A 19,001-nucleotide genomic window follows, 5' to 3' on the forward strand; every position below is an offset into this window, starting at 1 on the left:
CGCCCCCCCCCCCCCCTCCCCCCCCCCCACCCCCCCCCCCCCCCCCCCCACCACCCCCCCCCCCCCCCCCCCGCTGTGTGTGCGACGGAATTCGGCGGCAACTCCTCGCTTGGTGAACGGATATGACGGTTGCTCCTTCGTGGGGCAAAGGATTCCCGTCAAAAGGGATGACACGGATTTCCCTGAAACGGGCCGTATGTGTCCGGCGGAGTCTCATTCGGAGAACGTGGTGGTGTGCGCGGGGGAGTGCGTGGGGCGCGAAGCGGGGAATTGCCGGCCATCCGGTCCGCGCCCGTCTCCACCGAACAGGGCGACGCCGTCGGCCGAAACTGGTTAGATCGGTCCGGACGCGGTCCCGGCACAGACCGCGCGAGGCGCTCCGGACGGCAGAGGGAGACACCATGGGCACGGCCAGGAGGACGGGCACGGGCTCGCCCGCGCCACGGGACGGCGACAGCCACGACGTGCTCCGCGTGCACGGCGCGCGCGTGAACAACCTCAAGGACGTCAGCGTCGAGATCCCCAAACGCCGGCTGACGGTGTTCACCGGCGTCTCCGGCTCCGGCAAGAGCTCGCTGGTCTTCGACACCATCGCCGCGGAGTCGCAGCGGCTGATCAACGAGACGTACAGCGCCTTCATCCAGGGCTTCATGCCCACGCTGGCCCGCCCCGACGTCGACGTCCTCGAAGGACTGACGACCGCGATCGTCGTCGATCAGCAGCGCATCGGCGCCGACCCCCGCTCCACCGTCGGCACCGCCACCGACGCCAACGCGATGCTGCGCATTCTCTTCAGCAGGCTCGGCCGCCCGCACATCGGCCCGCCCAACGCGTACTCCTTCAACGTCCCCTCGGTCCGGGCCAGCGGCTCGATCACCGTCGAACGGGGCGCCGGCAGGACCCAGGCCGTGAAGGCGACCTTCAACCGCACCGGCGGCATGTGCACCCGCTGCGAGGGCCGGGGCTCGGTCTCCGACATCGACCTCACCCAGCTCTACGACGCGTCCAAGTCCCTCGCTGAGGGCGCGTTCACCATCCCCGGATGGAAGTCGGACAGCTTCTGGACCGTACGGGTCTACGCCGAGTCGGGCATCCTCGACCCCCACAAGCCGATCGCCAGGTTCACCAAGAAGGAGATGCACGACTTCCTCTACGGGGAGCCCACCAAGGTCAAGGTCGAGGGCGTCAACCTCACCTACGAGGGGCTCATCCCGAAGATCCAGAAGTCGATGCTGTCGAAGGACCGGGAGGCGCTCCAGCCGCACATCCGGGAGTTCGTGGACCGGGCGGTCACCTTCACGCGCTGCCCCGAGTGCGACGGCACCCGGCTGAGCGAGGCGGCCCGCTCCTCGAAGATCGCGGGCATCAGCATCGCCGACGCCTGCGCCCTGCAGATCAGCGACCTGGCCGCCTGGGTACGGGAGCTGGACGAGCCCACCGTCGCGCCGCTGCTCACGAGCCTGCGGCGGACCCTTGACTCGTTCGTGGAGATCGGCCTCGGCTATCTGGCGCTGGAGCGGCCCTCGGGCACGCTCTCCGGCGGCGAGGCGCAGCGCGTCAAGATGATCCGCCACCTGGGCTCCGCGCTCACCGACATCACCTACGTCTTCGACGAACCCACCACCGGTCTGCACCCCCACGACATCGCGCGGATGAACGACCTGCTGCTGCGGCTGCGCGACAAGGGCAACACGGTGCTGGTGGTGGAGCACAAGCCGCAGACCATCGCGATCGCCGACCACGTCGTCGACCTCGGGCCCGGCGCCGGTACGGCAGGCGGAACCGTCTGCTTCGAGGGCACCGTCGAGGGGCTGCGGGCGGGCGACACCGTCACCGGCCGCCACCTCGACGACCGCGCCTCGCTCAAGGAGAAGCCGCGCACCCCGAGCGGCACCCTGGAGATCCGCGGCGCGAAGGCGCACAACCTGCGCGATGTCGACGTCGACCTGCCGCTGGGCGTGCTCTGCGTGGTCACCGGGGTGGCGGGCTCCGGCAAGAGCTCCCTGGTCCACGGCTCGATCCCGCCCGGCGCGGGCGTTGTCCCGGTCGACCAGGGACCCATCAAGGGCTCCCGGCGCAGCAACCCGGCCACGTACACCGGGCTGCTCGACCCGATCCGCAAGGCGTTCGCCAAGGCCAACGGCGTGAAGCCCGCGCTGTTCAGCGCCAACTCCGAGGGCGCCTGCCCGGGGTGCAACGGCGCCGGAGTCGTCTACACCGACCTGGCCATGATGGCGGGGGTCGCCACCACCTGCGAGGACTGCGACGGGAAGCGGTTCGACGCCTCCGTCCTCGCCTACCGTCTGGGCGGGCGCGACATCAGCGAGGTGCTGGCGATGCCGGTGAACGAGGCCGAGGCGTTCTTCGCCGACGGCGAGGCGCGCACCCCGGCGGCGCACAAGGTCCTCACCCGGCTCTCGGACGTCGGGCTCGGCTACCTCACCCTCGGGCAGCCGCTCACCACGCTGTCCGGCGGCGAGCGCCAGCGGCTCAAGCTGGCCACCCATATGGCCGAGAAGGGCGGGGTGTACGTCCTGGACGAGCCCACCACCGGGCTGCACCTGGCCGACGTCGAGCAGTTGCTGGGCCTGCTCGACCGGCTGGTCGACTCCGGCAAGTCGGTCATCGTCGTCGAACACCACCCGGCGGTCATGGCGCACGCCGACTGGATCATCGACCTGGGCCCGGGAGCCGGTCACGACGGCGGGCGGATCGTCTTCGAGGGCACCCCGGCCGACCTGGTGGCCGCCCGCTCCACCCTGACGGGCGAGCATCTGGCGGCCTACGTGGGCGCCTGAGCCCCCTGAGCGGCGGCGGGCGCGGCGGAACGCGCGGGCCCCGACGGGTTCCGGAGCTCAGACCCGGTGGCTCTGGCTCGTGACGAGGTCCATGACCGCCGGGATCCCGCCCTCGGTGAAGGCCCGGTGCTGCCGGTCCGCGCCGGTGCCGCGCCGCAGCAGCCGCTGCATCAGCGAGTTCACCTCCAGCCCGTCGCCGGCCGCCTCCAGGGCGGGGCCGATGTGCCGGGCCAGCCGGCACAGCACCTCGCCGCAGCTGCGCCGCTGCCCGTCGGGGTCGAGGAGGACGCCGTTCAGCCCCTCCCGGGCCGCGCGCCAGGTCGCGGCCTGCAGTATTTCGAGCGGGCACTCCGGAACGGGGTCGCCGTCCTTGTGCTCGCGGATCGCGGTGGCGACCAGACCGCGGATGATCCCGGCGAGCATCACCGCCTCGTCCACCCGCACCTGCACGTCCAGACAGCGCACTTCGATGGTGGGATAGCGCTCGGACAGGCGCGCGTGCCAGTAGAGCTGCCCGCTGTCGCACGCCGCCCCGGCCGCGATCAGCGCCTCCGCCCGGCTCTCGTAGTCGTCGAGGTCGGCGAAGCGCGGCGGCGGCCCGCTGACGGGCCAGCGGCCGAAGACCAGGGTGCGCCAGCTCGCGAACCCGGTGTCGCGGCCGTGCCAGAGCGGGGAGTTGACCGACATGGCCAGCAGCGTGGGCAGCCAGACCCGGATCCGGTTGAGCACGGCGACGCCGACCTCCCGGTCGGGCACGCCGACGTGGACGTGCATCCCGTTGATGAACTGCTCCTCGACCAGCTGCGCCGCGTTCGTCCGCATCGCCAGATAGCGGGGCCGCGGAGTGACGGCGACCGGTCCCGTGCCGTTGACGGGGGCGGCCCCCACGGCGGCGACCCGGCAGCCCAGCCGCTCGGCGGCGGTCCCCACCAGGTGCCGCAGCCGCGTCAGATGGCCGCCCAGCTCCGCCAGCGTCAGGCAGACCGGGGTCGCCACCTCGACCTGAGCCTGGAGCAGCTCCAGCTGCACCTCCGGCTCTCCGACCGCGTCCGGGCCGGTCAGCGCCCGTACCTCTTCCGCGCGGGGCAGGGGCCGGCCCGTCACGGGGTCCACCAGCAAATACTCTTCTTCGACCCCAAAGGTGAGCATGACAGGTGGTTACCCGTCCGCGGACCGCGCGAACCGGCATGGGTTTGCGCCACTCGGCCGGTACGGGCCCGGTGTACCGCCGCACGGGCGGCGTTCGGACCGGCCGGACGCGCCCGAGATGCCGGAGCGCGTCGGCTGTACGAGGGTGGAGACTCCGCCGACCCGTCGGACCGAGGAGCCGTGAGGATGGAAGCAAGCGATGGCCCGCGTGACCCCAACCCCCACCCCGGCTCCGGACCGGCCGAGCACGGAGCCCTGCTCCCGCCGACGCACTCGCGCGTGAGCCTGCGCGTGAACGACACCGTCCACGTCCTCGAACTCGACCACCGCACCACCCTGCTGGACCTGCTGCGCGAACACCTCGCCCTGACCGGCTCGAAGAAGGGCTGCGACCACGGGCAGTGCGGGGCGTGCACCGTGCTCCTCGACGGGCGGCGGGTCAACAGCTGTCTGCTGCTCGCCGTCGCCCTGGAGGGGTGCGACGTGGTCACCGTGGAGGGGCTGGCCGACGCGGCGGGCTCCGACGGCGAGCTGCACCCCCTGCAACAGGCGTTCCTCGACCGGGACGCGCTCCAGTGCGGCTACTGCACACCGGGCCAGCTCTGCTCGGCCGTCGGCATGCTCCAGGAGGCCCGGTCCGGCCAGCCCTCCGTCGTCACCGACACCGAACGCCCGCCCGGCGACGGCCCGGTGCGTCTGACCGCAGACGAGATCCGCGAGCGCCTGAGCGGCAACCTGTGCCGGTGCGGGGCGTATCCGCACATCGTGGAGGCCGTCCAGGAAGTCGCCGTACGGGACCTGACGGCCCGGGAGGTGACGGCGTGAAGCCACTGAACTACGTGCGCGCCCGGAGCGTCGCGGAGGCCGCCGCCGCCCACGGGGGCCGCCCGGAGGCCAAGTACCTCGGCGGCGGCACCAACCTCGTCGACCTGATGAAGCTCGGCGTGGAGCGGCCCGACCTGCTCGTCGACATCACCCGGCTCCCCCTCGACGGGATGGAGGAGCTGCCCGACGGCGCCCTGCGGATCGGGGCTACCGTACGCAACACCGACCTCGCCGTGCACCCGCTGGTCCGCGACCGGTATCCGGTGCTCTCGCAGGCCGTGCTCAGCGGCGCCTCGGGGCAGTTGCGCAACGTGGCCACCACGGCGGGAAACCTCCTCCAGCGCACCCGCTGCGCCTACTTCCAGGACCTGGGCAAACCCTGCAACAAACGGGTGCCGGGCAGCGGCTGCGGCGCCCTGGACGGCGTCAACCGCGACCACGCGGTGCTCGGCCACTCCCCGCACTGCGTCGCCACCCACCCCTCCGACCTCGCCGTCGCGCTGGCGGCCCTGGACGCGGTGGTCGAGGTGGCGGGGCCCGGCGGGGGCCGGACGGTCGAGCTGACCGAGTTCCACCGGCTGCCCGGGGACACTCCCGACCAGGAGACCGTGCTGCGCCCCGGCGAACTCGTCACCAGTGTGCTGCTTCCGGCCCTGCCCGACGGCACCGTCTCGCGCTACCGCAAGGCGCGCGACCGCGCGTCCTATGCCTTCGCGCTCGCCTCCGTCGCCGCCGCCGTCAAGGTGGAGAAGGGGGTGGTCGAGCACATCGGGGTCGCCTTCGGGGGAGTGGCCCACCGCCCCTGGCGCGCCCGGCGGACGGAGGCCGAGCTGCTGGGCGGCCCGGCCACCGACGAGGCGATCGTGCGGGCCGTGGACGCCGAACTCTCCGCCGCCGTCCCGCTGCGGGACAACGCCTACAAGGTGACGCTCGCCCGCGACCTCGCCCGCGAGGTGCTCGGCTCGCTGATCGCCCGGTCCTGAACACCCCGAGAGGAGAGCCGCCGTGGGATCGAGCCCGAGCCCCCTGGGCGCGCCGGTCGAGCGCCGCGAAGGCCGCGCGAAGGTGACCGGCGCCGCCAAGTACGCGACGGAGTACGCGCCGCCCGGACGGGTCCACGCCTGGCCGGTGCCCGCCACCGTCGCGCGCGGCAAGGTCACCTCCCTCGACACCTCGGCCGCTCTCGCGCTCCCCGGCGTCCTGGCCGTCCTCACCCCCGACACCGCGCCCCGGCTCGCCGAGGCGGACGACCCGACCCTGGCCGTCCTCCAGGACGCCCGGGTGCCGCACCACGGCTGGCCGGTGGCGCTGGCCGTCGCCGAGACCCTGGAGACGGCGCGGGAGGCCGCCCGGGCCGTACGGGTCGGGTACGCGAGCGAGCCGCACGACACCGCCCTGGCCTGGGACCACCCGGACGCCTACGAGCCCGACGAGGTCAACGGGGGATACCCCGGGGAGCGCCGGCAGGGTGATCCCGAGGGCGCGTTCGCCGAGGCGGCGGTGCGGGTGGACGTGTCGTACACGGTCCCCCCGCTGCACAACCACCCCATGGAGCCGCACGGTGCCACCGCGATGTGGCAGGACGACTCCCTCACCGTGTTCGACTCCAGCCAGGGCGCCGACACCGTGCGCCAGGTGCTGGCGCGGCTCTTCTCGCTGCCCGAGGAGCGCGTCAGCGTCGTCAGCAAGCACGTCGGCGGCGGCTTCGGCTCCAAGGGCACGCCCCGCCCCCATGTCGTCCTGGCCGCGCTCGCCGCCCGGCACACCGGGCGTCCCGTCCAACTAGCGCTGCCACGCAGGGAGTTGACGGAGCTCGTCGGACACCGCGCGCCGACCCTGCACCGCCTGCGGCTCGGCGCCCGGCCCGACGGCACCCTCACCTCGCTGATCCACGAGGTGACCACCCACACCTCCCGGGTCAAGAAGTTCGTCGAGCAGGCGGCGGTGCCCGCCCGGGTGATGTACGCCAGCGGGAGCAGCCGCACCAGCCACCGGGCGGTGGCCCTGGACGTACCCACCCCGTCCTGGATGCGCGCACCGGGGGAGACCCCCGGGATGTACGCCCTGGAGTCGGCCGTCGACGAACTGGCGAGCGCGCTGGGGATGGACCCCGTGGAGCTGCGGGTGTGCAACGAGCCTCCGGCCGAGCCGGACAGCGGGCACCCCTTCAGCAGCCGGCACCTCGTCGAGTGCCTGCGCGAGGGCGCCGCGCGCTTCGGCTGGGCCGAGCGCGACCCGCGCCCGGGCGTGCGCCGCTCGGGGCCGTGGCTGACCGGCACGGGGGTCGCGGCCGCCACCTATCCGGTGCTGATCTCACCGAGCCGCGCGACGGTAACCGCCCACTCCGACGGGCTGTACGTCGTACGGATCAACGCCACCGACATCGGCACCGGCGCCCGTACCGTGCTCGCCCAGGTCGCCGCCGAGGCGCTGGGCGTCGGCGTGGACTCGGTCCGTACCGAGATCGGTCTCACCGGGCTGCCCAGGGCCCCGCTCGCGGGCGGGTCCTCCGGCACCTCGTCCTGGGGCTGGGCGGTGCACGAGGCGTGCCGGGACCTGACCCGGCAGCTCGCCGCCCGCCCCGGCCCGCTGCCGCCCGGCGGGCTGACGGCGTCCGCCGACACCGAGGGCACGGCGGACGCGGAGTCCCCGTACGCGCGGCACGCCTTCGGCGCCCACTTCGCCGAGGCCGCCGTCGACACCGACACCGGCGAGGTACGGGTGCGCCGGCTGCTCGGAGTCTACGCGGCCGGGCGCATCCTCAACGCGCGCACGGCCCGCTCCCAGTTCATCGGCGGCATGGTCATGGGCCTGGGGATGGCGCTCACCGAGAGCGGCAGCGTGGACCCGGCCTCCGGCGCGTTCATCGGCAGCGATCTGGCCGGCTACCACGTGCCCGCCCACGCCGACGTGCCCGCCGTCGAGGCGCACTGGATCGACGAGGAGGACCCCCACCTCAACCCGATGGGCAGCAAGGGCATCGGGGAGATCGGGATCGTGGGGACGGCCGCCGCGATCGGCAACGCCGTCCACCACGCCACCGGCGTCCGCTTCCGCGAACTGCCGCTCACCCCCGACCGCGTGCACGCCGCACGCCGCTGACCCCAGGCTTGTCGTTCGCGTCAGACGCGGCGGCGGTGGCTGGTGTCGCACCACGGGTAGGTCCGGCTGCGGCGGCAGGTGCACAGCGCCACCACACAGCGGTCGGAGAAGGCGCTGCTGCCGTCCTCCAGGACGACCTCCACCGGCCCCTCCACCAGGACGGGGCCCTCGCGCCGCACCCGGATGCGGCGCGGCTCGTCACTCGGGTCGTTCGGCACGGATGACCACCAGCTCTTCCGTCGTCTCGTCGTCCTCGATCAGGCCCTGCGCGTCCAGCCAGCTCCGGCGCTCGCGCAGCACCGGCCCGAAGGGGATGAACCGGCGGGCGATGACGGCCGCCTTCAGCCCCTCGGCGCGCAGCTCCCGCAGGCTGGTGTCCGGGTCGCTGAGCGCGGAGTGGACCATCAGCAGCGCTCCTCCGGGGCGCAGCAGGGGCGGCGCCTCGCCGCAGATGCGGCGCACCAGCAGCCGCCCGTCGTACCCGGCGTCCCACGCCCGCGCGGCGCCGCGCCGGGGGGCGGTGGCGGTCCGCGCGGGGACGTAGGGCGGATTGCTCAGGATGAGGTCGTAGGCGCCGCCCACGACCGGTGTCAGCAGGTCTCCGCGCAGCACGCGGACCGGCAGCCGGGCCAGCCGCGCGTTGACGCGCGCGGTCAGGACGGCGCGCCGGGAGATGTCGATCGCGGTCACCTCGGCCCCGCGCATGGCGGCGGCGATGGCCAGCGCGCCGGTGCCGGTGCCCACGTCCAGGACCCGGGCGCCCGGGGGCAGCGGCTCCTCGTACAGAGCCTCGGCCAGCAGGGCGGTGTCGGCCTGCGGGGCGTAGACGCCGGGTGGGGCGAGAAGAGTCATGTGCGCCGAGTGCCCGGGAATCCGAAAAAGATCCCACTAAATCCTGGTTTATCCCTCGGGACCCTGCTCCGGCCCGTCATCGAGGGGCAGGCGCAGTGAAGAGCGGCCCGCCCGCCAGTGGCCGAGCAGCTCCTCGCCGAAGCGGTCCTCCAGGAACACCGTGGCGTCGATACCGAACACGACATCGGCCGTGAGCTGCGGTTCCTCCTCCAGGAGGCCGCCGATCACCTCGTGCCGCACCACCTGCTCGTGCACCGCGTCGGCCTCCACGTGCTCGGTGTAGAACAGCTCCGCGGCGGCTCCCGCGCCCGCGCGCTTCAGCGCCAGCGCCATCCGCCGGGAACCCGGCGACGAGGTGATCTCCAGCGTGGCGAAATGGCCGACCAGGGCGCCCCGCAGACTCCGGTGCAGCCCCAGCAGCGACATGAGGTTGACCGTGGCGAGCATCCCGGCGGACGCCGCGTCCAGATAGCGGCCGTACGCCGTGTCGAGGCCGAGGTCGGTCATCAGGTCGGCGAAGAGCCGGGCGTGCACCCGTTCGGCGCGCCCGCCGCCGAACTCGTCGAACTCCACCGCCGCCATGCCCGCCTTCGCCCGCCCCCACAGGCGGGGCAGCACCCAGGCGTGCGGATCGGCTTCCTTCAGGTGGTACAGCGAGCGCTGGGCCGCGTACTCGCGCAGCTGCCACAGACGGCCCTCCTCCTGGAGGTAGTGGGAGACCCCGCTGCCGTGGACCGGCTCCACGAGCAGCTCGCCCAGGGCGTCGTCCAGATCGTGCTCCCGGGCCGCGTCCCGGCGCAGGGCCGTCAGGAAGCGCCCCTCCAGCAGGGCCCGAGCGGTCAGCAGCGCGGGGTCCCACTCGCAGCCGTCGTCCACCCCGGCGAAGCCGCGGTAGTGCGGCTCGTAGCAGACGTACAGCGCGAGCTGGAGGTCCTCGCCGTAGGGCTCGGCGCGGTCGACGGCCCGGGCGTCCGGGAGCGGGGTGCCCTCGCCGCGCAGGTGGCCGATGACCGCGGCGGAGAGCTCGCCGCGGGCGTCCGGCAGGGCGGGGCCTCGTTGATCGATGGTCATGATCTGTGGGTACCCGTTCAACGCCGTCCGCAACGGGTGCCCCGGGAGTCCCCCGAGTCGTACGCATCGGATTGCGATCCGGGGGACCGGGTACCGATGCGTGACCACACGCGCTGCGGGCGGTGGGTTCGGGGACGGAAACAGCAGCAGGAGGATGTCATGGGCAGCGGCGACGGCGGGCGGCGCGTGGACGACGGGCGCGACGAGAGCGCGGCGGACCGCGCGGACCGCAAATGGGGCGACCTCCTCCAGGAGATCCGCGTCGCCCAGACCGGTGTGCAGATCCTCTTCGGCTTCCTCCTCACGGTCGCCTTCACCCCGCTCTTCCACCAGCTGGGAGACGGCGAGAAGGGGATCTACATCTGCACGGTCGTCCTGGGCTCGCTGACCACCGGCGCCCTGGTGGCGCCGGTCTCCTTCCACCGGATCCTCTCCGGCCGCAACATCAAGCCGACCGCCGTCGTCTGGGCGTCCCGGCTCACCTTCACCGGCCTGGTGCTGCTCTTCGCCACCATGACCTCCTCCCTGGTCCTGGTGCTGCGCGTGGCCTCGCACGGCGGGTACTGGCCGTGGCTGGTGGGCGGGGTGGCGACCTGGTACCTGGTGTGCTGGTTCGTGCTGCCGCTGTGGGTCCGGCACCGGCACACCACGGAGTGAGGCCGGCCGGGGCCCGGCCGGCCGGGCGGCTGCCCGAGAGCCCGGGGCGCCGCACGCGTAAAATCCCGTAAGGACACGTTGGCCCGCTCTCCGACCGCTCGGGACGGGAGATGCCGTGATCAAGCCGGTGCCGGACACCTCGGGGACGGTGGGCGCGCAGACCGCCTCCACCATCGCCGCGCTCTGGGCCGAGGCCGAACGGCTCCGCGCCGACCGCGCCCGGCAGCACCTGCTCGACCTGGCCACCGGCGTCCTCGCCGCACAGCTCCGGCTCGGCCCCGCCCAGGCACGGGAGCACCTGGAGAAACTCTCCGCGGACACCGGCGTCAGCCCGGAGGACCTGGCCGCGGACGTCCTGAACGGCGTCGGGGGCGACATCGGCGCCGTCCCGGCCGCCGGGAGCGCCCCGCCGGACGAAGCCCGCAGGAACCGCCGCGCCCTGGCGGCGGCCGAGACCTACGAGAGCGTCGACGAGGCCGCACGGGCCCTGCTGGAGGGCGGGCTCGCACCCCTGGGCGCACAGAGCCTGTGGCTGTGGCGGCGTACGGAGACGGGCTGTCTGCGGCTCGCCGGGCACGCCGGGGTGGGCGCCGCCGAAGCGGTGGTGTGGCAGTGGATCCCGCCGGGAGCCCCGGCCGTCTTCCACACGGTCATGGCGGACGGCGCCCCCTGCTGGCTCGGCTCCGGCCCGCCGCCCGGGGAGCCGCTGCCGGGCCCCGGGAGGCCGGCGGGCCGGGCGCTGCTGCCGCTGGGAAGCCCGGGGACGGTCGTGGGACTGGCCCTCGTCGTCTGGCCCGACGAGGTGGACTTCGACCCCCGGCTGCGCCGCGCCCTCACCGGACTGACCGAGGTGGCCGCGACCGTGCTCGCCGGCGTCGAGGGCGAGCCGTCCGAGATGCCGGTCCTGATGGACGTCCTGGACGCGCTCGGCCATCCCGCGATGGTGCTGCGGGGCGCGCCCGAGTTCCCGGCGCTGTCGGTCGAGTACACCAACGGGCCCGCGATCCGCAGTCTGGGCGGCTCCGCGCCGCCCGTCGGCCAGCCGCTCGCCCTCGCCTTCCCTTATGTCCACGCCGAGCTGGCCCGGCTGGCCCGGGGCGCCCACGGCTCGGCCCGGCGCCAGAGCGTGGCCCGGCTGCCCCGGATCGCGGGCGAGGCGGCGACCGCCCCGCTCCTGGACGTGCGGGTGCTGCCCGCGGGCAGCGAACGGACCGTGGTGCTCTGGCACGCCAGCAGCGACCCCGAGATGTCCGCGGCCCGGGCCGTCGGCCACCTCGAAGGGGTGGCGCTGTTCCGTGACAGCGTGGTGGGCGGCGAGTCGGTGTGGTCCGCGCCCGCCTACCGCATCTTCGGCATCGACCGGGGCGCGGCCCCCGTCCCGCTGCTCGCCATGCGCGCGTGGCTGCACCCGGACGACGGCGACGCCCTCACCCACCTGCTCACCACCCTCACCGAACACCAGCGGGGCGCGCTCGCGGTCCTGCGGATCGTCCGCGCCGACGGCACGATGCGCCATGTCCGCGTCGCGGCGGAACCGCTCGTCGACGACGGCGTGGTCACCGGCATCAGCGGCGTCTACCAGGACGTCTCCGCGAGCCGGCGCACCGAGGCCGCGCTGACCGCGACCTTCGACCAGCTCACGGCCGTCCAGAAGCAGGCGGCCATCCGCGACGAGATGGCGCTGCGGCTCCAGCAGGCCATCGTGCCCGAGACCCCGGGCACCCAGGAGCTGCCCGGCCTCATCGTCGCGGCCCGCTACCGGCCGGCCGCGCAGGAGTACCGCGTCGGCGGCGACTGGTACGACGCGCTGCCGCTGCCCAGCGGCCACGTGCTGCTGGCGGTCGGCGACATCGCCGGACACGGCATCGACGCCGCCACCGGCATGGTGGCCCTGCGCAACGCGCTGCGGGGACTGGCCTTCAGCGGCCAGACCGCGGGACGCCTGATGGAGTGGCTGAACGAGGTCACGCTCCGCACGAGCGGCGGTCCCACCGCCACGGCCCTGTGCGCCCTCTACGACCCGGGCGACCGCTCCCTGCGGTGGTCGAGCGCGGGGCACCTGCCGCTGCTTCTGCTGCGCGACGGCCGCGCGCGGCTGCTCGACGGGCCGCACGACCTGCTGCTCGGCGCGGTCCCGTCCGTGACGTACCGGGAGATCCACACACCCCTGCGCCCCGGTGACACCCTGCTGCTCTACACGGACGGTCTGATCGAGCGCCGCCACGACGCACTCGACCAGGGCCTCGCGACACTGGTCGGCCTCGCCGAGCGGTGGAGCGGCCGCGAGGTCGACGAACAGGTGGAGCGGCTGCTCGAAGCCGCGACGGGCGACACCGACGACGACACCAGCGTCGTCGCGATACGCGTACGGGACTGAACACGCCCTCAGCGACGAGAAGTTGGCGTAATGTCACCGCCTCGTGAGGTGGTCGCGGATGACCGCCAGCAGCCGGTCCGCGTCCACGGGTTTGGCGACGTACTCGTCGACCCCGGCGGCGAGCGCCTTGGCGCGCTCCCCGGGCATGGCCTTCGCGGTCACCGCGATGATGGGGAGGTGGGCGAAGCGGGGCCTGCGGCGGATCGCCGCGGTGGCCGCGTAGCCGTCCATCCCGGCCATCATCACGTCCATCACCACCAGGTCCACGTCGTCCCGCGAGGACAGCAGATCGATCCCGGCCTGGCCGCCGGCCGCCGTGAGCACCACCATCCCGGCGTGTTCGAGGATCTGGGTGAGCGCGAAGACGTTGCGGGCGTCGTCGTCGACGACCAGGACGGTGTGCCCGGACGGCTCGGGCGGCGCGCCCGCCTCCTCCGCCCGCGGTACGGGCCGCTCCTCGGCGAGCGGGTCCTCGTGCCGGCCGGACAGACCGCTGAGCGGCATGTAGAGCGTGAAGGTGCTGCCCCGTCCCACCGCGCTCTCCGCGACGATCACCCCGCCGAGCAGCCGGGCCACCTCGCGGCTGATGGACAGGCCGAGGCCCGTGCCCCCGTAGCGTCTGGCGGCGGTGCCGTCGCCCTGCTGGAACGCGCCGAAGACGCTCTCCAGGCGGTCCTCGGGGATGCCCACCCCGGTGTCGGTGACCCGGAAGGCGAGCGCGGGGCCCGACGCGCGCAGGACCTGCGGGAGTTCGTCGCCCTCGGCGTTGTGGATGTCGAGCTGGACATGGCCGGTCTCGGTGAACTTCAGGGCGTTGGAGAGCAGGTTGCGCAGGATCTGACGCAGCCGCGCCTCGTCGGTCGTCAGCTCGTCCGGGATCCCCGGAGCGGCCACGATGCGGAAGTCCAGCGCGCGTTCGGCGGCCACCGGCCGGAACGTGGCCTCCAGGTAGTCGAGCAACTGCGGCAGCGCGAACGGCTCGGGCCGGATGTCCATCTTCCCGGCCTCGACCTTCGACAGATCCAGGATGTCGTTGATGAGCTGGAGCAGGTCGGAGCCCGCCGAGTGGATGACCTCGGCGTAGTCGACCTGCTTCTCCGTCAGGTTCCCCTCCGGGTTCTGGGCCAGCAGCCGGGCCAGGATGAGCAGGCTGTTGAGCGGGGTGCGCAGCTCATGGCTCATGTTGGCGAGGAACTGCGACTTGTACATCGAGGTGCGCGACAACTGCTGGGCCCGCACCTCCAGCTCCTGGCGGGCCTGCTCGATCTCCAGGTTCTTGCCCTCGATGTCCCGGTTGCGGTCGGCGAGCAGCGCGGCCTTCTCCTTCAGCTCGGCGTTGGAGCGCTGGAGCTCCTGCTGCTGCTCCTGCAACTCCTGGGAGCGGGCCCGCAGCTCGGCGGTGAGCCGCTGCGACTTCCCGAGCAGCTGGTCGGTGCGGACGCTCGCGATGAGCGAGCCGACGTTGACGCCGACCGTCTCGATGAACTGGTCCAGGAAGTCCCGGTGCAGCTCGCTGAAGGGGCGCAGCGCGGCCAGTTCCACCACACCGAGCACCTGCTCCTCGACGACCACCGGCAGGATGATCAGCTGGCCTGGGTCGGCGTGCCCGGTGCCGGAGGCGATCGTGGCGTAACCGGGCGGGACCCGGTCGACCACGACCGTACGCCGCCGGCGGGCGGCCTCGCCCACCAGCGACTGGCCCAGCAGGAAGCGCCGGGGGCCCGCCGCGGGGTCGTCGGGGGAGGCGTAGGAGGCGGTCATGACCAGCTCGGTGCCGTGCGGACTGTCATGGGTCAGGAAGAAGGCGCCGTACTGCGCGCCCACCAGCGGCGGCACCTCGCTCATGATCAGCTCGGCGAGTTCCGGCAGACCCGCCGCACCCTGCGCCAGGGCGGACACCCGGGCGAGGTTGGTCTTGAGCCAGTCCTGGGCCTCGTTGGCCCGGGTGGTGACCCGCAGCGACTCGACCATCGCGTTGATGTTGTCCTTGAGCTCACCCACCTCGCCGGGAGCGTCCACCGTGATCGAGCGGGTGAGGTCGCCCTCGGCGACGGCGCTGGTCACCTCGGCGATCGCGCGGACCTGCCGGGTGAGGTTCCCGGCCAGCTCGTTGACGTTCTCGGTGAGCCGCTTCCAGGTGCCGGAGACACCCTCCACCTCCGCCTGCCCGCCGAGCCGCCCCTCGCTGCCCACTTCGCGGGCGACCCGGGTCACCTCGGCGGCGAACGACGACAACTGCTCGACCATCGTGTTGATGGTGGTCTTGAGCTCCAGGATCTCCCCGCGGGCGTCCACGTCGATCCTGCGGGTGAGGTCGCCGCCCGCCACGGCCGTGGTGACCTGGGCGATGTTGCGCACCTGGCTGGTCAGGTTGCCCGCCATGGAATTGACGTTGTCGGTGAGGTCCTTCCAGGTGCCCGACACCCCGCGGACGGTCGCCTGGCCGCCGAGCTTGCCCTCGGTGCCCACCTCCCGGGCCACCCGGGTGACCTCCTCGGCGAACGACGAGAGGCGGTCGACCATCGTGTTGATGGTCTCCTTCAGCTCCAGGATCTCGCCGCGCGCGTCCACCCGGATCTTCTGGGTGAGGTCGCCGCGCGCCACCGCCGTGGCGACCTGCGCGATGGCACGCACCTGGGACGTGAGGTTGTCGGCCATGGTGTTCACACCGGAGGTCAGCTCCAGCCACACCCCCCGCACCCGCGGCTCCCTGGCATGGCCGCCGAGCAGCCCCTGTCCGCCGACCTCCCGGGCCACCCGGGTGACCTCGGAGGTGACCAGGGACAGTTGCTCCACCATCCCGTTGTAGATGGTCGCGATCTCGCCGAGGAGGCCGCCCTCCTCGGCGGGCAGACGCGCGGAGAGATCCCCGTCCCGTACGGCGGTGAGCCCGGCGAGGAGTCGGCGCAGCGCGTCCTCGGCCGGGCTCGCCGGGGTGTCCGGGGAGCCGTCGCCGGGGGCGGGGACGTCCATCGCAACCTCGCATCGAACCGTCGGCACGCACGGCCCGGGAGCGGCGCGCGTGCGGGGGTTCGCGCGTGCGGCGAACTCGACGGGCGCCTCCACTCTGGCACGATCGGCCCGCGCCGACATCCCGGGCGCGGCCCCTTGGCGGTCACTCCCCGCTCGCCCTTCGCCGACGGCCCCGTACGACCGACGAGCCTCAGAGGGCCATACCGTGCGGGCGGGGCACCGGTACCTCGAACCACACGGTCTTTCCGCGCCCGCGAGGCACCCAGCCCCAGGCCGACGAGAGCCTCTTCAGCAGATAGAGGCCGTGTCCCGAGGACCGGGCGGGCCGGTGTCTGCCGTGGGGTTGCGGTCGTTCGGGGCTGTTGTCGCTGACCTGCACCCACACCTTGTCGTCCGTGTGGTCGATCCGGAGTTCATAGGGTCCGTCACCGTGCGTACACGCGTTAGTGACCACTTCGGAGACCAGCAGCAGTACGTCGTCCACCGTTGTGCGCTCCCGGGCGCCACGGGGACCGAGCCACTGCTCCAGGACTTGACGGGTGAGATCGCGGCATTGGCCCACTACGCCGGGTCCCTTTTCCAGGCTGAACCGGCGACTCTCTGTCACGCGCTCCTTGGCTTGGCCACGATGCATACCGGGCGGGTGCCCCGCCTTGCGGCGAATCAATCGCCATCGGCATCAAACTGCGGCAAAACGGGCATCACCCCGTCAGAACGCTCGGCCGACGGACCCGCCGCCACCCCGGCGGCGCAGGCCCCGCCCCGTCGAAGGAGCACCATGCGCACCGCCCGTGAAGACACCTCCCGCACGCAGCCGCCGCAGGCGGCGCCCGCGTCGGCGGTACGGCGCCGTGCGCTGGACGGCATACCCGAGACCGTCCGGCCCCGGGAGCTCAGCACCCGGGACGCCCAGTCCCTCTCCGAGGCGATGTTCCGCCGCCTCGCCGAGCTCGACGAGGGCACACCGGAGCACGCGTACGTACGGAACACCCTGGTCGAGCTCAACCTCAGCCTGGTCAGGTTCGCGGCGCGCCGGTTCCGCAACCGGGCCGAGCCGATGGAGGACATCGTCCAGGTGGGCACCGTCGGCCTGATCAAGGCGATCAACCGCTTCGACGTGGAGCGGGGGGTGGAGTTCTCCTCGTTCGCGCTGCCCACCATCAGCGGGGAGATGAAGCGGTTCTTCCGGGACACCACCTGGGCCGTGCAGGTGCCCCGCCGCCTCCAGGAGCTGCGGCTGCGGCTCGCCGGGGCGCAGGAGTCGCTCGGCCAGGAGCTGGGGCGCCCGCCGACGACGGCGGAGCTCGCCGCGCGCCTGGGGGTGCCGGAAGCCGAGGTGGTCGAGGGCGAGAAGGCGGCCAACGGCTATATGACGCGGTCGCTGGACTTCCCCGACGACGACAGCGGCGCCGGTACGGGCGCGTCGCGCAGGCTGGCGGAGGAGGAGGGCGCCTTCGAGGTCATCGACTCGCTGGAGTCCCTCAAACCGCTCATCGCGGGCCTCACGGACCGCGAGCGCACCCTGCTCTCGCTGCGGTTCGGTGAAGAGCTGACGCAGGCGGAGATAGGCGCCAAGGTGGGCCTCTCCCAGATGCACGTCTCGCGGCTGCTCGCCCAGATCCTGGACCGGCTGCGCTCGGGTCTGCTGGAGGACGCCCCCGCGACGGACGACTGCGGCTAGCCGCCGCTGGGGCGCGGTCTGCCGGAATCAGGGCCTACGGTGTGTGCGTCCCCTCCGCCCACGACGGCAGCGCGACCTCCAGCCACACCACCTTGCCCGCCCCCAGCGGTGTCGAGCCCCACTCCTCGGCCAGCCGGTCCAGCACCATCAGACCGTGGCCGCCGGGCAGCGAGGGCGCCCGGGGACGGCGCGCGGGCGCGAGGGGGCTGCCGTCGGCTACTTCCACCCGCAGATGGCCGCCCTCGTGGCGCAGCACCAGCTCCCGCGGCCCGCCCGCGTGCAGGCAGGCGTTGGTGACCACCTCGGAGACGAGGAGGAGCACGTCGTCCACGCGCTCGCGGTCCCCCTCCGGCTCCGCCGAGGTCCACCCCCAGTCGGCCAGCGCCCGCGCGGTGAAGTCGCGGCAGCGTGTCACCACACCCTTCGTCCCGAAGAGTTCGAGTCGGCGGATCTGACTCCGCCCGGTCCGGCTCGTGTCGCCCATCAACTCCTCCGCTACCCGGGCGGCCGGCCCGCGAGCGCTTGGTCCAGGTCGGTGTGGACGCGGAACACCGCGGCCGCACCGGTGATTTCGAACATCCGGGCCACCGGCGGCTGGAGGGCCGCCAGTTCGATGACGGCGCCCTCCGTGTGCGCGGCCGAAGCGCGCGCCCGAAGCAGCACGTTGAGCCCGGTCGAGTCGCAGAACCGCAGCCCCGTGCAGTCGACCACGATCCGGGCCGGGGCCGCCGCGATCTGCTCGGCCAGAGCAGTGCGCAGCGGCTCCACCGTGTCGTGGTCCAGCTCGCCGGTGAGCGAGAGCACCGCCGCGTCGCCGGTCCGCCTCGCCGTGACGGCGAACCGTCTGTCCCCGGCGGCGGACCCGTCGTACGCGTCGCTCGTGTGCGGTCTCATGGGTTCACCCGTCCTTCGCCCCTGCTGGTGGTGCTCCGGGCGCCGGTGGGGCGCCTGTAGGGAGAGTGCCCAATGATCGGCGCTCTAGTGCCGCGGCGGCCCACGTGCCCGCCGGGCGTGACATGGGTCCGGCGCCCCGTCGTCCCCGGCCGGTCCGGCGTCCGTAATCCGTGCGGCAGCCGGGTGAGCACCGGCCCGCACCCGGTTTGAGCCGCTCTCCCAGGGTGACCCGGAAGACAGCGTGAGAAACCCGTGGATCGAGAGAGAGGCACCGATGGGCATCAGCGACAGTGCGGCCAGGCTCGCGGCCGAGGCGGACATGAAGCAGCGCGCCGAGGGGGCCACGCACCGGACGAGCACGGCGGCGTCCGGGGCCCAGCGGGCGGTCGGCCAGGCGGGCCGCACGGTCCGGGACCTCACCCCCGCGCCCGTACGCCGGGCGGCGACGGTGGCGGTGATGGCCGTACGCGTGCGGCCCCGGCAGCTCGTCGCGGCCGGGGCGGGCGTGACGGCGGCGCTCCTCGTGCTGCGGCGCCGCGGCGGCCGCGGGAAGTGACCGCGGGCGGCACGGGCCGCCCCCCGTTCCGCCGCCCGCACCATTCGGCGTATCCGGCCGGAGGCC

16 protein-coding genes are annotated in these 19,001 nt (G+C 73.4%); 8 read left to right on the forward strand and 8 right to left on the reverse strand.

Going from position 1 to position 19,001, the window contains the following annotated elements; translation table 11 throughout:
• Positions 1-401: 401 nt before the first annotated feature.
• Positions 402-2,798 (forward strand): ATP-binding cassette domain-containing protein, encoded by a 2,397-nt coding sequence (locus tag AC069K_RS01060; RefSeq protein ID WP_478610741.1) that lies wholly within the window; start codon positions 402-404, stop codon positions 2,796-2,798.
• Between the two features lie 57 nt (positions 2,799-2,855).
• Here AC069K_RS01060 and AC069K_RS01065 read toward each other — a convergent pair whose 3' ends face one another.
• Positions 2,856-3,947, reverse strand: a complete 1,092-nt coding sequence (locus AC069K_RS01065; protein ID WP_478610743.1) for a carboxylate-amine ligase — start codon at positions 3,945-3,947, stop codon at positions 2,856-2,858.
• Between the two features lie 186 nt (positions 3,948-4,133).
• On the opposite strand from AC069K_RS01065, the gene AC069K_RS01070 reads away from it, so the two are divergent.
• From AC069K_RS01070 to AC069K_RS01080, 3 genes are read left to right on the forward strand one after another with little or no spacing between them, the layout of a single operon-like run.
• Entirely contained in the window at positions 4,134-4,772 is a 639-nt protein-coding gene (locus AC069K_RS01070) for a 2Fe-2S iron-sulfur cluster-binding protein (RefSeq protein ID WP_365113207.1), read from the forward strand.
• Positions 4,769-5,755, forward strand: coding sequence for an FAD binding domain-containing protein (locus tag AC069K_RS01075; RefSeq protein ID WP_478610746.1), 987 nt, complete (start codon positions 4,769-4,771; stop codon positions 5,753-5,755). The genes AC069K_RS01070 and AC069K_RS01075 overlap by 4 nt, the downstream gene beginning before the upstream one ends.
• Positions 5,756-5,777: 22 nt before the next feature.
• Entirely contained in the window at positions 5,778-7,874 is a 2,097-nt protein-coding gene (locus AC069K_RS01080) for a xanthine dehydrogenase family protein molybdopterin-binding subunit (RefSeq protein ID WP_478610748.1), read from the forward strand.
• Between the two features lie 20 nt (positions 7,875-7,894).
• Here the strand turns inward: AC069K_RS01080 and AC069K_RS01085 are convergent, their stop codons facing one another.
• The 3 genes from AC069K_RS01085 to AC069K_RS01095 are packed head-to-tail and all read right to left on the reverse strand — an operon-like array spanning position 7,895 to position 9,797.
• Complete coding sequence (locus AC069K_RS01085) at positions 7,895-8,092, reverse strand: CDGSH iron-sulfur domain-containing protein (RefSeq protein WP_358837524.1); 198 nt, start codon at positions 8,090-8,092, stop codon at positions 7,895-7,897.
• Complete coding sequence (locus AC069K_RS01090; RefSeq protein WP_478610750.1) at positions 8,073-8,726, reverse strand: HemK2/MTQ2 family protein methyltransferase; 654 nt, start codon at positions 8,724-8,726, stop codon at positions 8,073-8,075. The genes AC069K_RS01085 and AC069K_RS01090 overlap by 20 nt, the downstream gene beginning before the upstream one ends.
• Positions 8,727-8,774: 48 nt before the next feature.
• Positions 8,775-9,797, reverse strand: a complete 1,023-nt coding sequence (locus AC069K_RS01095; RefSeq protein WP_478610752.1) for an iron-containing redox enzyme family protein — start codon at positions 9,795-9,797, stop codon at positions 8,775-8,777.
• Positions 9,798-9,956: 159 nt separating this feature from the next.
• Here AC069K_RS01095 and AC069K_RS01100 point away from each other — a divergent pair, with 159 nt between their 5' ends.
• Positions 9,957-10,454, forward strand: coding sequence for a DUF6328 family protein (locus tag AC069K_RS01100; RefSeq protein ID WP_358837521.1), 498 nt, complete (start codon positions 9,957-9,959; stop codon positions 10,452-10,454).
• A gap of 115 nt (positions 10,455-10,569) precedes the next feature.
• Positions 10,570-12,831, forward strand: a complete 2,262-nt coding sequence (locus tag AC069K_RS01105; RefSeq protein ID WP_478610754.1) for a SpoIIE family protein phosphatase — start codon at positions 10,570-10,572, stop codon at positions 12,829-12,831.
• Positions 12,832-12,864: 33 nt separating this feature from the next.
• Here AC069K_RS01105 and AC069K_RS01110 read toward each other — a convergent pair whose 3' ends face one another.
• On the reverse strand, positions 12,865-15,804 hold the full coding sequence (locus AC069K_RS01110; RefSeq protein ID WP_478610756.1) for a HAMP domain-containing protein: 2,940 nt from the start codon (positions 15,802-15,804) through the stop codon (positions 12,865-12,867).
• A gap of 190 nt (positions 15,805-15,994) precedes the next feature.
• A complete protein-coding gene (locus AC069K_RS01115; protein WP_478610758.1) occupies positions 15,995-16,288 on the reverse strand; it encodes an ATP-binding protein in 294 nt (97 codons plus the stop codon).
• 294 nt (positions 16,289-16,582) lie between these two features.
• Between AC069K_RS01115 and AC069K_RS01120 the strand changes: the two genes are divergently transcribed.
• The gene (locus AC069K_RS01120; protein ID WP_478610760.1) at positions 16,583-17,485 is read left to right on the forward strand and encodes a SigB/SigF/SigG family RNA polymerase sigma factor; all 903 of its coding nucleotides are present in this window, start codon (positions 16,583-16,585) and stop codon (positions 17,483-17,485) included.
• Between the two features lie 34 nt (positions 17,486-17,519).
• Here AC069K_RS01120 and AC069K_RS01125 read toward each other — a convergent pair whose 3' ends face one another.
• Positions 17,520-17,969 (reverse strand): ATP-binding protein, encoded by a 450-nt coding sequence (locus AC069K_RS01125; protein ID WP_365113232.1) that lies wholly within the window; start codon positions 17,967-17,969, stop codon positions 17,520-17,522.
• Positions 17,970-17,980: 11 nt separating this feature from the next.
• A complete protein-coding gene (locus AC069K_RS01130) occupies positions 17,981-18,379 on the reverse strand; it encodes an STAS domain-containing protein (protein WP_358836891.1) in 399 nt (132 codons plus the stop codon).
• Positions 18,380-18,653: 274 nt separating this feature from the next.
• Here AC069K_RS01130 and AC069K_RS01135 point away from each other — a divergent pair, with 274 nt between their 5' ends.
• The gene (locus AC069K_RS01135) at positions 18,654-18,935 is read left to right on the forward strand and encodes a hypothetical protein (protein ID WP_478610763.1); all 282 of its coding nucleotides are present in this window, start codon (positions 18,654-18,656) and stop codon (positions 18,933-18,935) included.
• The last annotated feature ends 66 nt before the right edge of the window (positions 18,936-19,001 follow it).

The organism is Streptomyces sp. NPDC043908 (genome assembly GCF_056435525.1).

What these genes read in the sequence shown, in the direction of transcription:
- AC069K_RS01060 (WP_478610741.1), top strand. Translation starts at nt 402, where the DNA reads ATGGGCACGGCCAGGAGGACGGGCACGGGCTCGCCCGCGCCACGGGAC.
- AC069K_RS01065 (WP_478610743.1), bottom strand. Translation starts at nt 3,947, where the DNA reads ATGCTCACCTTTGGGGTCGAAGAAGAGTATTTGCTGGTGGACCCCGTG.
- AC069K_RS01070 (WP_365113207.1), top strand. Translation starts at nt 4,134, where the DNA reads ATGGAAGCAAGCGATGGCCCGCGTGACCCCAACCCCCACCCCGGCTCC.
- AC069K_RS01090 (WP_478610750.1), bottom strand. Translation starts at nt 8,726, where the DNA reads ATGACTCTTCTCGCCCCACCCGGCGTCTACGCCCCGCAGGCCGACACC.
- AC069K_RS01095 (WP_478610752.1), bottom strand. Translation starts at nt 9,797, where the DNA reads ATGACCATCGATCAACGAGGCCCCGCCCTGCCGGACGCCCGCGGCGAG.
- AC069K_RS01100 (WP_358837521.1), top strand. Translation starts at nt 9,957, where the DNA reads ATGGGCAGCGGCGACGGCGGGCGGCGCGTGGACGACGGGCGCGACGAG.
- AC069K_RS01110 (WP_478610756.1), bottom strand. Translation starts at nt 15,804, where the DNA reads ATGGACGTCCCCGCCCCCGGCGACGGCTCCCCGGACACCCCGGCGAGC.
- AC069K_RS01120 (WP_478610760.1), top strand. Translation starts at nt 16,583, where the DNA reads ATGCGCACCGCCCGTGAAGACACCTCCCGCACGCAGCCGCCGCAGGCG.
- AC069K_RS01125 (WP_365113232.1), bottom strand. Translation starts at nt 17,969, where the DNA reads ATGGGCGACACGAGCCGGACCGGGCGGAGTCAGATCCGCCGACTCGAA.
- AC069K_RS01130 (WP_358836891.1), bottom strand. Translation starts at nt 18,379, where the DNA reads ATGAGACCGCACACGAGCGACGCGTACGACGGGTCCGCCGCCGGGGAC.
- AC069K_RS01135 (WP_478610763.1), top strand. Translation starts at nt 18,654, where the DNA reads ATGGGCATCAGCGACAGTGCGGCCAGGCTCGCGGCCGAGGCGGACATG.